Raw genomic sequence first — 13,630 nt, 5'->3', positions numbered from 1 at the left:
AAAAATCACAAAATCCTTTTTTTATCCAAAAACCTAATTATCAGAACCGTCAGAATGACGTTCCATTTTTTTTACTAGTCGCTGGATCGCCCGCAATAATGGTTGCCGGTCTTCACCAACCAGGCCGATCACTTCAACAAAGAGTTCCAAGCCGATCAAGACTGCGATCGTCAACAGAATATTCCCCCAAAGTGACGATAGTGGGTACAATAACGCGATAAACGAGAAAATCAATGCTAAGCCATAGATCACCAAAACAGTTTGCCGATGGGACAGCCCCAACTGCATCAAACGGTGATGCAAATGATGTTTGTCTGCCTCCGAGATCGGTCGCCGATTCAAAAGTCGGCGTAACATCGCATAGACCGTATCGGTGATCGGAACGCCCAAAATGACCACTGGAATAACCAAAGAAATAAAGGTTACGTTTTTCAGCCCTTTTAGGGATAGCACCGAAATCATAAAGCCAATAAACAAGGCGCCCGTGTCCCCTAGAAAAATCTTGGCCGGATGAAAGTTGTGGGGCAAAAAACCGATCAACGTTGCGACCAGCGCGAAAATCAAAACCGCCACATAAGTATTAGGAACAGAAAGGAAGAAATACGCCATCACGCCCATGGTGAACAACGCGATGATCGACACGCCAGTAGCCAACCCGTCAAGGCCATCGATCAGATTGACCGCATTGGTGATCGCCATGATCCAGAACACAGTGATCGGGAAGCTGAACCAGCCCAGATGAAATGTCCCCACAAAAGGTATCGTCAGAAGATTCATCCGCACACCAGCCACAAAATAAACGATCATGGCCGCGATAATGATCCCCAGCATTTTTTTCTTCGGCGATAATTCGTCGATATCATCGATCATCCCCGTCAAGACGATCACACACTCGCCCATGGTGATCCCTAAAAGTTCATGAGTTGGGAACTGTTGCCGTAATAAAACAAATACAGCAAAATTGAAGGCGATAAAAATCGCCAGACCGCCCATCGTCGGCATTGGTTTTTTATTGACGCGGCGGGCGTTAGGATTATCAACGGCGCCAAGCACAAAGGCGATCCGCCGCACAAAAGGGGTGATCACCGCTGCAATGATCATCGTCAGAAAAAGTTTAACAATAATACTAAACATGGATAAGCTCGCTTTCTCACTCAGTAACATTCATTATACAACGGTTACGCCAAGTTTAACATTTTATTTCGATTAAATTTCTAAATCAAAAAGTGCGGAGAGGTGCGGTTAGACCGTGAGCATTAATTTATCTGGTTGACTAAGCCGCGGAGCAGATTTGGCAAGCAGATACTTTAAGGCACAGCGATCTGTACCTCGCAGCACGTTTCAAAAATCACAGTGCGCAGCGAGGATGGGTGGCTGCGAGCACTAGCCTAGTCATGGTTTTGAAAGCAGTTCCTTGCTTTCGGAACCATGACGTAGCTAAGCGCAACAGCCAATCCTCGCGCAGCACGTTTCAGATCAGGGTGCGAACCGACCTGGTCAGCTTCTGAGCACTAGCCTAGCAACCATTTTGGAGGCCGCTCTAAACCTCCAGAATAGTTGCGTAGCTAGGCACAAGAAGCTAGGTCGGTGAGCACGTTTTCAAATCGAAGTGCGGAGTGCAACGGTTTGACTTTGAGCATTAACCTAACAAAGATTATGGAAGCGGACTTTGCTTCCGGAAGACTCACGTAGTTAAGCAGAAAAAGTTGGGGCGACGAACACGTTTTAAAAAATGATCAGAAAAAAATAGCCGGAAACCGGCTATTTGGCATATTCGATGGTCCGAGTTTCCCGGATCACAGTTACCTTGATATGACCAGGATACTCCAATTCATTTTCAATCTTATTACGGATGTTTCGTGCTAAGATCACAGCTTGATCATCAGAGATCTCGGTCGGTTTAACGACCACTCGTACCTCACGCCCAGCTTGAATAGCAAAACTGTGGTCGACCCCCGGGAAAGCGGTGGTGATATTTTCCAGTTTCTCTAGACGGTGGATATAATTCTCTAATGATTCAGAGCGTGCCCCAGGGCGTGCCGCTGAAATCGCATCAGCCGCCGCCACCAAAACAGCGATCGCTGAAGTGGGTTCGACATCTCCGTGGTGCGAAGCGATGGTATTGATCACCACTTCTGGTTCATGGTACTTCGTCGTTAATTCGACGCCGATCTCAACATGAGATCCTTCAACTTCATGATCGATTGCCTTACCAATATCGTGTAATAATCCTGCGCGTTTCGCTAAATTCACGTCTTCACCAAGTTCAGAAGCAAGAACTCCAGATAATTTCGCCACTTCGATCGAGTGGTTCAAAACATTTTGACCATAGCTCGTCCGGAAATGGAGCCGACCAACGATCTTGATCAAATCAGGATGCATCGAATGAATCCCTAATTCAAAAATCGCCTGCTCACCGAGATCACGGATCCGTTCATCCATTTCTTTGCGAGCTTTTTCAACCATTTCTTCGATTCGAGCCGGATGGATCCGCCCGTCTTGGATCAATTTCTCCAAAGCGATCCGGGCAATCTCCCGCCTGATTGGGTCAAAGCCACTTAAAACAACTGTCTCCGGCGTATCGTCAATAATCAGATCGATCCCAGTCAACGTTTCCAAAGTTCGAATATTTCGACCTTCACGACCAATGATCCGACCCTTCATTTCGTCATTAGGCAAATTGACCACAGTGACCGTATTCTCGGTGACCAAGTCAGCCGCACTACGTTGGATCGCGTCGACGACCAGACTTTTGGCTTTTTTGTCAGCCGCTCGTTTCGCATCCGCTTCACTTTCACGGATCTGAACGGCCCGTTCATGAGTCAATTGATCATTCAACTCCGAAAGGATCTCTTGGCGCGCGTCCGCCTTAGTCAAATTGGCGATCCGTTGCAATTCCGTCTCCTGTTCAGTGACCAGACTCTGTGCCTTGGTCTCCTGCTGTTCAAGTTTTGCCTGACGGTTATTTAAGCGCGCTTCATGATCGTCAAGATTAGCTTCTTTCTTATCTAAAGCATCATCTTTACGATCCAAAGTTTCTTCACGTTGAACGACACGATTCTCCGAACGCTGGACTTCGTTCCGTCGTTGCTTTAATTCAGTCTCGATCTCAGTGCGATAGCGATGACTTTCATCACGCGCCTCGACGAGTGCTTCTTTTTTTGCAGTTTCTGCTTCTTTCTTAGCCCTGGTAATAATATCCTCAGCTGTTCCTTGAGCCTCTTTTAATTGCTCCTCGTAAGTCCCCTTACGAATAAAATAACCGACAACAACACCAAGCGCCAACATGATGAATGCGACTACGAGGATTATTGGTAGGCTAGGACCTATTCTATCCATACTATCCACCTCCGCATCATCAAAAAATACTGAAAGTAATTTTTAAAGATGTTAAATTTTAGATTGATTACACACTTTCTATTCTAGTCGTTAGCCGATAGTGTGTCAATCTCAGGTTATTGTCACGACCAATTATTTCCTACTTCCAAGGCCTTTTTTGCAGGCCGATCGAAGCAAGATTCTTGTAAAATCAAGATAAAAAAATGAGGATAGCCGCATAACGGCTATCCTCATTCAAGGTTGAAACAGCGTGCCCTTTCAATACTTATAGTGCATCCCACTACTTATAACGGCGTTATGCGAATCGAAAAAAATCGCCCACCTCAACCAATAGCTTCATAATCGAGCTGTTCATGAGCGCTACCGTTATAACGCCGTTTTAATCTTTGCCGATCGGTAAGGTTGTTTCGTCAACTGTTGCACTTGAATCAGCCGAATCCTGATCCATCCCGTAGCTGACCCGTACTTGATGCCGAACATCAACTTCCATTTCTGGATGATCGGTCAAATACTGCTTCGCGTTCTCACGACCTTGCCCGATCCGTTCGTCATGATAGGAATACCAAGAACCACTCTTCTTAATGATATCCTTCTCAGCAGCCATATCTAGTAATTCACCATTACGAGAGATGCCTAACCCGTACATGATATCTACTTCAGCCACCTTAAATGGCGGCGCTACTTTATTCTTGACGACCTTGATTTTTGTCCGATTACCAATAATGTCAGTCCCATTTTTGATCTGTTCGGCGCGGCGAACTTCCAAACGGATCGTGGAATAGAATTTCAAAGCGCGACCACCCGGGGTCGTCTCTGGATTACCGAACATGATCCCTACTTTTTCTCGGATCTGGTTGATAAAGATCGCGATCGTTTTGGTCTTATTGATCGATCCGGAAAGCTTCCGCAACGCCTGTGACATCAGGCGAGCTTGCAGACCAACATGGGCGTCACCCATCTCTCCTTCGATCTCAGCGCGAGGAACCAAGGCCGCGACTGAGTCGACCACAACAATATCAACGGCGCCACTGGTCACCAGCGCATCCGCGATCTCCAAACCTTGCTCACCAGTATCTGGCTGCGAAAGTAATAGATCATCAATATTAACGCCTAATGAAGTCGCGTAGGCAGGATCCATCGCGTTCTCCGCATCGATATAGGCAGCAGTCCCGCCTTGCTTTTGCACTTCAGCAACGGCATGCAAAGCGACGGTCGTCTTCCCAGAACTTTCAGGGCCGTAGATCTCAACGATCCGACCACGGGGATAGCCGCCGACTCCTAAGGCGTTATCTAAGGCTAGAGATCCTGTTGAAATCGTCTGGATCTGCGTATCGACTTTATCGCCCATCCGCATAATGGCGCCTTTACCATAATTCTTTTCAATTTTTTTCAGCGCAGCGTCTAACGCTGCTTTTCGTTCATCTTTAGCCATACGTCCTCCTTCTAAGCCTCTGCTTAGTCACAACTCTAATTCTACCGATTTGGTAGCCAAAAATCAAGAAAAATGCGAACAAATGTTCTAATGTTCTTGTAGCCGATCATAAAGCAGTTTGAAGCCACTTAAAGCAGCGCGTTGGCGGATCTCGTTACGCACACCAGCAAAATGAAATTCCACCACTTGCGTCGGCTGATGCCGTTGGGCTAACCCGATAAAGGTGGTCCCCACTGCCTGACCTTCTAATTCATCTGGTCCTGCGACCCCAGTAAAACCTAAAGCAAAATCAGTATCTAGGATCTGGCGCGCGCGCTCAGCCATTGCTTGTGCCACTGGTGCACTAACAACACCAGCCTCAGCAATCAAAGTTGGCGCGATCCCCAATAAGTGTGCCTTGACCTGATTAGCGTAAGTGACCCAGCCACCAGGGAAAACTTCAGAGGCGCCGGCCAGATCCGTTAACATTTTTTGAAAAGCACCACCAGTCAGACTTTCCGCAGCTGTGACTGTGGCACCTTGCTGCCGCAAAAGATCCAGAACTTCTTGGGGCAAGGTACGATCCTCACCTAGTCCAACATAATAGGGCGCTAGCCGCTGTCGCACTGTAGCTAGCAGCGGCGCAATCAAAGCCGTGCCCGCAGAGGCCGTGGGAGCTGCGGCTGTGATCCGGACCCCGACTTCGTAATGCTTTAAATAGGTGGCCAAAGTTGGATTGGTTTGGTCGGCGATCAGATCTTGCAACTTTTCGGCCATCAGTGATTCGCCGATACCGAAAAAGCGTGCCATTTCAGAAACGAACACTTGCTGATGCCCAACTAGCCGGCTTAAGCGCGGTTGGACTTGTTCCATCAACATCGGCTTAAATTCACGTGGAGGTCCTGGCAAGATGAAATAAAAATGCTCATCGGTCGCGTAATAACTCCCTACAGCCAAGCCGATCGAATTAGTTAAAGCCTCACCACCAGCTAGATAATCAGCCTGAGCCAAATTGTTCGCCGGCATCGGTTGTTGTTTTTGTTGGTGCCAAGCAACGAGTTTAGCCACCGCCGCTGGGTCCTGCGCCAAAGTCACCTGTAAATGAGTCGCCAAGGTTTGTTTGGTCAGATCGTCAGGTGTCGGTCCCAATCCACCGATCAGAAAAATGATTTGACTACGCCGCTCGGCCGCGCTGATCACCTGTGTTAGCCGTTGGGGATTATCGCCAACGACCGTTTGATATTGTGCCGTGATCCCTAGTCGCGCCAATAATTGCGCGACAACTTGGGCATTACTATTAACGATCTCGCCCAGTAATATCTCTGTTCCTACTGCAATGATTTCTGCTTTCAAACCGCTACCTCCTATAAATACGCGAACAACTGCTTTTTTACTGAAAACCAATAAAAAAACAAAAAACGACCGCACCGGAAAACAAATCGCGTTTTACGTTCTGTCGTTTTTATATTTTGTTAATCATTAGTATCGTGGAAAACGTTCCGATTCTGGATAAAGTAATCTGCGCCTGAATAAACTGTAAAGAATAAACAGATATAAAGCAAGACCGCGCCGATTGGGAAGTGGATCCCAGCAAAGAAAATGTCGTTCAATAGCAAGAAGACGATCGCCAACATTTGCGTGGTGGTCTTGATCTTACCCGGCATCGCCGCTGCCATGACCTGACCATCTTGTTCAACGATCAGTAGCCGCAAACCAGTAACCGCTAATTCACGGCAAATGATGATGGCCGCGACCCAAGCAGGAACTTTTCCCAGCGAAACCAGGAAAATAAACGCAGTCATTACAAGCATTTTATCCGCTAACGGATCTGCGAATTTGCCGAAATTTGTCACTAAATGTTGCTTCCGCGCGATTTTGCCATCAAGTAGATCCGTCAACGAAGCGACGATGAAAACGACGGCCGCGATCAATTGCTGTAAAGGAATGACCGAGCCAGCTACACTGAGCTGCCCCCACGGCCAGTTAAAAACCAGTAGCAGAATAAAGACCGGAATCAAAATGATCCGAAAAACTGTTAATTTATTTGGTAAATTCATGCCACAAAACCACCCGAATAATTATTGAGAAACACTGCTGGAACTCTCATCCGCCGCTACTGTGAAAGTAAAGGTCTGAACGACTGAAGTTCCTGTCGGTAATGAAACCGTCAGATCATTGACCTTTAAAGTAGTCGCCGGTGTATTGCCGCTTTGTAACGTAAAGGACGTGGTGCCTGCTGGGATCGTCAATTGATGACTACCACCTGCAGTCAAAACGCTTTGCCAACTGCTTGAACTATCATTCGGAAAAGTAACTTGGACCCAGGCAGAACTGCTAGAGGCGCCAATGGTCAATTGATTGGTTTCTGTGGTCGAGAGCCCGGTGATCGTGAAAGCGTTAGTCCCACTTTCAGTCACTTTCAACGTTGCTTTCTTCGACGAGCTAGAGCTTGATTGACTGCTTGACTTCGAGCTCGATGAATCTTTCTTAGAGGTACTAGACTTCTGACTGCTTGACTGACTCTTAATTGAGGAAGTCAGCGCGGAACTATTATCAGGGATCTGGGCCTTACGCTGTTTCGCCGCACGGACTGCAAAGAAATAAAGACTGGCGACTACGATCACGATCACAACACCAATAATGATCTTCCCAGTATTGTTGCGCAACCAATAGCCAAAAGAATTGGTCTCATCATGCAAAGTCCGCTTCTTGTTTTCAATCGAGTTTTCAGCATATTCTTGTGGCTGTGTTTCAGGGATCGTATCCCGATAATCACTTAATAACTCATGACTATCTAAACCGACTGTTTCCGCGTATTGTTTAATGAACGCGCGCACATAAAAATCGCCTGGCAGCTGATCGAAGTTACCTTCTTCGATCGCGATCAGGTACCGCTTTTGGATTTTCGTGATTTGCTGCAGATCATCTAACGTGTACCCTTTCTCGATCCGGGCACTTCGTAATTTTTTTCCTACTTCGTCCATCGATTCTCTTCACCACCAACTATTATCGTCATTATTATATCATACTCTCCATAGTAGACCTATTAAGAATCCTTTATTATTTCACTTTAACCAGCCGCCATTGACATAAAGAGTTTGACCAGTTAAATAGTCGGCTTGTGGATCAAGCAGATTACTGACCCACAAAGCGATCTCTTGCGGTTGCGCCAGTCTGCCTAACGGAATCTCCTCACGTAATGCCGCCAAGTCGTTTTCTGAAAATTCAGCGTTCATCGCCGTCGCCACCGCGCCAGGAGCGACCACATTGACTGTGAGGCCACTACCAGCGACTTCACGCGCATAGGCATTAGCAAAACTTGTTTGAGCGCCTTTGACCGCGCTATAAGTCACTTCCATCGCACTACCGACCGCGCCGTAGATCGAACCGACAAAAACGATCCGACCGTGCGCTTGTTGCAGTAACTTTGCTTCAGCTTGGCGGATCAATTGCAGTGGTGTCAATAAATGCAATTGAAAAAGTTGCTGGATCTGATCAGCGCTCATTGTGCTGAATAACTGATAATCAGTAGTCCCCTGGGCAAAAACTAGCGCTTGAAAATCACCAAACGTTTGCCCTAAGTCCGGCGGTAACGCTTGGGTCAGATCCCCAAAGAAGGCTTGGAAATCTTGATTGGGATAGTCATGACGTAGCGTGTTTACTAACTGCAACGCAACTTCCCGATGATGAAAATAATGTAACGAAATAGACCAATTTTTTGCCGCTAATTGACGACAGATCGCGGCGCCGATATTTCCAGAAGCGCCAAATACGATCGCCCGCCCTGGCGATTTTTGCTTACTCATAAGATCTCATCGTCTCCCAATAATCGAAAATCAGCGACTTGACTGGTTGCAATAAACGCCTTGGTGCGGCGCCAAGCAGTGGTCAGCTGAACTTGTTGCAAATAAGCCAATAAATTCGCTGAATCCCAGTGATAGAAACCTAATTCGGCCGCTTCGATCCCGAGATTTTCCAAATTATCTTGACTGAACATCACATTGCCGATCATTTCTTTCCGCACTAATGCGAAAACCGTTGGGTCCGGCGCCGACTCCGTCATGATCGCCGCCTGGATCATTTGTAAACATCGCTCTGGCTCAGGAGTATTGGTCGTGATCAGGACGTAATTCAACGCTCGTTCGACAGTGGTGGTGAATTGAAAACTATCATCAACCAGACCTTCGTCGCGCCATTCGCGCCAGCGCTGAGAAGTTTCACCAAATAAAGTGCTCAAGATCAGCTCTAGATCCACCTGTAAAGTCATCGCATCATTTGCGGAAACTACTGGTGTGCCCCGAAAACCTAAGGCGATCTTCGTGGGACCAGCGATCTGGGTCGGTGTTATTCTTTCCGCGGGGATCGGCGCGATTTGCTGCCTAGAAACCGCTTCACTTGCGCGCCCAAGAGCGCGCCAGCGCGAAGAGGTTTGAAAATAAGTTGTTAGATCGACCTTGGCCAGATCGGCGACGACGCTGACCCGCATCCGCTGCGGCTGATAGAAATAATGGTGCGCCGCCAACAAAAGTTCTGGCGTGATCTGCGCCAAAGTCGCAGGCGAGCCCCCGACATCATCAGCGATCGGTTGATCCGGATAAAGCCGCGCCATCAGTCCCATGACCAAGGCCCAGTCAGGTTGATCGCGATAAAGGTCAAGCTCCTGACCAATGATGCGCCGTTCCTTCTCCACACTGGTCGCCGTGAAATAAGGCTCAGCGACCAATTCCGCCAATAATTCAAGATTGGCCGTCAAATGACCTGCCCCAGAAAAATAATAAGCCGTCTTCGAAGGGGTCGTAAAGGCGTTGGTCTCCGCTTGATTGGCCGCAAAACGCTCACTGATATCACCACTCGCTTTATTAAAAAGTTGATGTTCCAGAAAATGAGCGGTTCCTGCGGGTAGTTCCTGAGTCAGCTCGGCACTTAGGGGGAAGCGCCGATCGATCGCGCCAAAGTCGACCATCGCCAAGCCAAATTGGCCCAAATAGCCTGGCTTGTCGATCAGGTCGATCGTCAAGCCATTAGTCAGCTTTAATGTCGTCATGACCCTGCCCCTCCTCTCGACCTAATAAAGTCGTCACGACTTGCAAATGCAATAAAGTCACACTTTTTGCTAAAGTCGCTGGCGTTATCGCTTGGATCGCCGCCGTGAATTGCGCATCTGAACGCTGCCGTTGTGGCTGGATCACCTGATTCAACTGCCGATTCAATAATCGTTGCGGCGAATCGACCACCATTTCCCGATGTTTCAACAGATCCGCCTGGACCAAACGCAATAAACTTAGCGGTGTCTGCTCCTGTTGGATCTGCGTCAACGCCGCGGCTACTAGGGCTTGGACCTGACCTAATCGCGAATCGGTAACGCCTGCATCGATCAGCAGCCAACCCATAGTGAAATCAAAATAAGCACTGATATCATAAACAAGCCCATGCTGTTCTCGAACTTGTTGGAAAAGCAGGGACTGTTCACTGCCGCCAAGGACTTGCCCCAAGACCAGCAATTGGTCCCATTGCGCCTGTTGTAACGGTGTATCGGTGCTGTAAGCCAAGCAAAGTCGGCTTTGGGCGCCAACGATCTGCTGTTCCACCCTTTGCAAAGGGCGTTGCGGTGTGTTGACCACCATTGGCTGCTGGATCGCGGTCGTTCGCGGGCAAAAAGGCAAGGCCGTTTGTAAACGAGCCGTCAAAGCTGCTGGTGTTTGCCGAAACAAGCCCCCGATCTCCACAGGCCATTGGCTCAAAATCTCCCGATAAAGATCCTGCAAGCGCGCTAAGTCAACTGCTTGGACTTCCGCGATCGTTCCTACTGCCGGCGCCGCTAGATTTTCAGATAAAGCTGTTTGCTGAAAAAAAGCAGATTTGGTCAGGGAAAAAGCTTGAAAGCCATTATCCGTTTGTAAGTCCCGCAATTCACTGAGCAAGGCCCGCTTTTCGACAGCAAAGATCTGCGCCGCTTGCGGTGTGGTCAACAATGAATGAAAAATAACCTCACCAAGCAACGCTAAACAAGCCGTGAAATTATGGTCATCTTCTTGCGGTTCGACGAAAGATAGTCGCACGGTCAGATCATGCCATTGACCGATCGGCCGATTGCTGATCTGCAAGTCAGCGCCATAAAGCGTTGCCAGCGCCGCACTTAATTGCTCGCTATGAGGATAAAGTTGACAGCCACTGGTCAAAATACGACTGAGTAAATTCATTTCACCAAAATCGGCGGCAGTCACGGCCTGCAAAAAATGACATTCGATGGCATTCGTTTGAAATTTAGTAGTGGTCGTCCAGGTCGCACGCACACCAGGTTGAAGAGTCACTCTCAATTAATAAAACCTCGATCTACATAAATTACTGGTACTTTTTAAGACAAATAAGACTGATACTAAGTGTCTGTGGCCGCTATGAATTGCTGATAATTGGCCAGCGTCCACAAAACTTTCCGACCTTTACTACCTTCTGAGGGGCCAACGACGCCCATTTGTTCCATGTCCTCAATGATCAAAGCAGCTCGATTGTAACCGATCCGAAAACGCCGTTGGATCATCGAAGTGCTGGCCTTATCTTCTTGGATCACATAAGCCACCGCGTCTGAAAAATGTTCATCATGTTCGCTTGAAGAACCATCTTCGCTAACATCATTGACATGGGCGATCAATTCTTCATCATAATCGGCATCTTGCTGGTTCTTAACGAAATCACTGATCGTCTCAACATCTTTGCTCGAGATAAAAGCGCCTTGGATCCGCACTGGCTTAGACAACCCCAGCGGCGCATACATCATATCTCCACGACCAAGCAGCTTCTCGGCGCCATTCATGTCTAAGATCGTCCGAGAGTCGATCCCACTGGAGACCGCAAACGCGATCCGTGAAGGGATATTAGCCTTGATCAAACCAGTAATGACATCAACAGAGGGACGTTGTGTCGCAATGATCAAATGGACCCCGGCCGCACGTGCTTTTTGCGCCAAACGGACGATCGCCGTCTCGACTTCATTACCCGCAGCCATCATCAAATCGGCCAACTCATCGATCACGATCACTAAATAAGGCATCTCGGTCATCACCGGGTTGGCCTTGTCGCTATTGTTTTGGTGGACTTTGGCATTATATTCTTTGATATCGCGAACTCCTGCCGCTTCAAACCGTTGATAACGATCTTCCATTTCGCTGACCGCCTTATTCAAGGCGTTAGCGGCTTTTTTCGGCTCGGTCACAACTGGCAAAAGCAAATGAGGGATATCATTATAGATCGATAATTCGACCATCTTGGGATCGATCAGCATCAATTTAACTTGATCCGGCCGCGCGTGCATCAAAATACTGGTAATGATCACATTGATCATGACAGATTTACCTGAGCCAGTCGAACCGGCAATCAGTAAATGGGGCATTTTGGTCAAGTCAGCACTGATGACCTCACCTGTCACGGACTTGCCCAGTGGCACTTCAAGCACTTTCCCCGGATGACGGGGTTGCTTCTCGATAACTTCTCGAAATGAAACTGTAGCGATCGTCCGATTAGGTACCTCGATCCCCACATATGGTTTCCCCGGGATCGGCGCCTCGATCCGAATATCCTTGGCAGCCAGCGCCAAGGCCAGATCATCAGCCAAATTCACGATTTTATTGACCTTGACCCCTAGTCCAGGCTTGACCTCATACTTTGTCACAGTCGGGCCCAGATCCGCGTGAATGATCTTGACATCAACGCCAAAACTCCGAAAAGTTTGATCCAAAGTCGCACGATTTTTCTGGATCAAAGCGACTTCGCCAGACTGATCGGTTGGTGGGATCGTACTCAAAAGATCGGTGGTCGGTAATTGATAATGATCATAATCATGATGTGCCACTGTCTCTGGTGGCGCAACAGGTCGACTTGTTTTTGCCGGCGCCTCAACGGGATCACTAGCGGCACTCGCTTGTGGCTTGCTTGCCGCGTCAACGACCCCACCAGTGGGCGTGAAGTGAACATCAAACCCATCGTGAGGGAGCGGCAGGCCTTCATCCGTTTCCGCCTCTGCTGGAGCAGACGTCGTCCCTGACGCAAAAGTGGTCGCCATGACCGTGTCCACCGAAGTTTGACTTTTATCGGCGGGACTTGTCGCCGCTGGTGCCGGCTCAACAGCTTCAGTAGGCTGCGCTGGTGCCGTAGCTGTTGCTTGATCTTGAGCTTGATCAAGCTCAGCCTTGCTTTGGAAAAAGCGGTCATGAAATTTGCGGAGACCACGTGCGGTTTTTTGAAAACCTAATTGTAACCATCCAGCTATTTTCTGTAAAATACGGACTAGATCACTAAATGGCAAATTAGTAAAGAGCATCAATCCCGCCATCATCATGATCAGTGCGATCAAGATCGTTCCCCAATTACTGGCCAAAAAGAAAGTGACGGTGTAAGCGCCCGTCCCGATCATTCCACCACCAACAGATTGCGTCACGCGGCCCCGACGAAAATCCGCCTGCAACAAACGCCAAACCATTTTCAGAAACTGACTGTGGATCTCATTATGCTTAAACAGGATCTCCGCACCTAAAATCAAATTACTAAAATAAACTAAAATCATGCCCCAAAGTCGCTTGGCCGGGATCCGGTCGGGAAAGTGTCCCAGAACTAGCATGTAAAGCCCGGTCATCCCAAAAATCACCGCCGCGATCAAATAAGTATCGCCTACAAACAAACGGAAAGTGTTGGCGAAAAGATTGCCTAAAAAACCCCAACGAAAAATCGCCAGGATCGCCAGGAGTACAAAAACCAATCCGACGATATTCATGGTCAGATCAGCATTTTTGCGCCGCCGTTTCGCTGTTTTGCGTCGCTTCGTCTTCTTTTTCGCCATCTTTGTCCCCATTCCTTTCTCGTTCTCTGCGCGTGTGCTGGTTGATCAGG

General features: G+C 48.2%; 10 protein-coding genes. All 10 read right to left on the bottom strand.

Features of this window, described 5'->3' with window-relative positions; translation table 11 throughout:
- Positions 1–33: 33 nt before the first annotated feature.
- Complete coding sequence (locus OCU21_RS05180) at positions 34–1,134, bottom strand: glycosyltransferase family 4 protein (protein WP_261806403.1); 1,101 nt, start codon at positions 1,132–1,134, stop codon at positions 34–36.
- 627 nt (positions 1,135–1,761) lie between these two features.
- A complete protein-coding gene (gene rny, locus OCU21_RS05175) occupies positions 1,762–3,339 on the bottom strand; it encodes a ribonuclease Y (protein ID WP_261806402.1) in 1,578 nt (525 codons plus the stop codon).
- Between the two features lie 379 nt (positions 3,340–3,718).
- A complete protein-coding gene (recA, locus tag OCU21_RS05170) occupies positions 3,719–4,771 on the bottom strand; it encodes a recombinase RecA (protein WP_261806401.1) in 1,053 nt (350 codons plus the stop codon).
- 87 nt (positions 4,772–4,858) lie between these two features.
- Positions 4,859–6,103: a competence/damage-inducible protein A gene (locus OCU21_RS05165; protein ID WP_261806400.1), complete on the bottom strand. Its 1,245-nt coding sequence runs from the start codon at positions 6,101–6,103 to the stop codon at positions 4,859–4,861.
- Between the two features lie 119 nt (positions 6,104–6,222).
- Positions 6,223–6,807, bottom strand: coding sequence for a CDP-diacylglycerol--glycerol-3-phosphate 3-phosphatidyltransferase (pgsA, locus tag OCU21_RS05160; protein ID WP_261806399.1), 585 nt, complete (start codon positions 6,805–6,807; stop codon positions 6,223–6,225).
- A gap of 21 nt (positions 6,808–6,828) precedes the next feature.
- The gene (locus OCU21_RS05155; protein WP_261806398.1) at positions 6,829–7,734 is read right to left on the bottom strand and encodes a helix-turn-helix domain-containing protein; all 906 of its coding nucleotides are present in this window, start codon (positions 7,732–7,734) and stop codon (positions 6,829–6,831) included.
- 81 nt (positions 7,735–7,815) lie between these two features.
- Positions 7,816–8,556 (bottom strand): elongation factor P 5-aminopentanone reductase, encoded by a 741-nt coding sequence (gene ymfI / locus OCU21_RS05150; protein ID WP_261806397.1) that lies wholly within the window; start codon positions 8,554–8,556, stop codon positions 7,816–7,818.
- Positions 8,553–9,794 carry an EF-P 5-aminopentanol modification-associated protein YfmH gene (gene yfmH, locus OCU21_RS05145; RefSeq protein ID WP_261806396.1) on the bottom strand — a complete coding sequence of 414 codons (1,242 nt, stop codon included), beginning with the start codon at positions 9,792–9,794 and terminating at the stop codon, positions 8,553–8,555. Before yfmH ends, ymfI begins: the two co-directional genes overlap by 4 nt.
- Positions 9,772–11,061 (bottom strand): M16 family metallopeptidase, encoded by a 1,290-nt coding sequence (locus OCU21_RS05140; RefSeq protein ID WP_261806423.1) that lies wholly within the window; start codon positions 11,059–11,061, stop codon positions 9,772–9,774. Before OCU21_RS05140 ends, yfmH begins: the two co-directional genes overlap by 23 nt.
- 65 nt (positions 11,062–11,126) lie before the next feature.
- Positions 11,127–13,580: an FtsK/SpoIIIE family DNA translocase gene (locus tag OCU21_RS05135; RefSeq protein WP_261806395.1), complete on the bottom strand. Its 2,454-nt coding sequence runs from the start codon at positions 13,578–13,580 to the stop codon at positions 11,127–11,129.
- Positions 13,581–13,630: the final 50 nt, after the last annotated feature.

The sequence above is a fragment of the Lapidilactobacillus luobeiensis genome, assembly GCF_024345205.1.
Taxonomy (GTDB): domain Bacteria; phylum Bacillota; class Bacilli; order Lactobacillales; family Lactobacillaceae; genus Lapidilactobacillus; species Lapidilactobacillus luobeiensis.
The sequence above is the reverse complement of the archived record's forward strand: the minus strand, read 5'-3'. Positions and strand labels throughout refer to the sequence as shown.

Coding starts and splice junctions, on each gene's coding strand:
- ymfI (WP_261806397.1), bottom strand. CDS start 8,556: ATGAGTAAGCAAAAATCGCCAGGGCGGGCGATCGTATTTGGCGCTTCT.
- OCU21_RS05180 (WP_261806403.1), bottom strand. CDS start 1,134: ATGTTTAGTATTATTGTTAAACTTTTTCTGACGATGATCATTGCAGCG.
- recA (WP_261806401.1), bottom strand. CDS start 4,771: ATGGCTAAAGATGAACGAAAAGCAGCGTTAGACGCTGCGCTGAAAAAA.
- pgsA (WP_261806399.1), bottom strand. CDS start 6,807: ATGAATTTACCAAATAAATTAACAGTTTTTCGGATCATTTTGATTCCG.
- rny (WP_261806402.1), bottom strand. CDS start 3,339: ATGGATAGAATAGGTCCTAGCCTACCAATAATCCTCGTAGTCGCATTC.
- OCU21_RS05155 (WP_261806398.1), bottom strand. CDS start 7,734: ATGGACGAAGTAGGAAAAAAATTACGAAGTGCCCGGATCGAGAAAGGG.
- OCU21_RS05135 (WP_261806395.1), bottom strand. CDS start 13,580: ATGGCGAAAAAGAAGACGAAGCGACGCAAAACAGCGAAACGGCGGCGC.
- yfmH (WP_261806396.1), bottom strand. CDS start 9,794: ATGACGACATTAAAGCTGACTAATGGCTTGACGATCGACCTGATCGAC.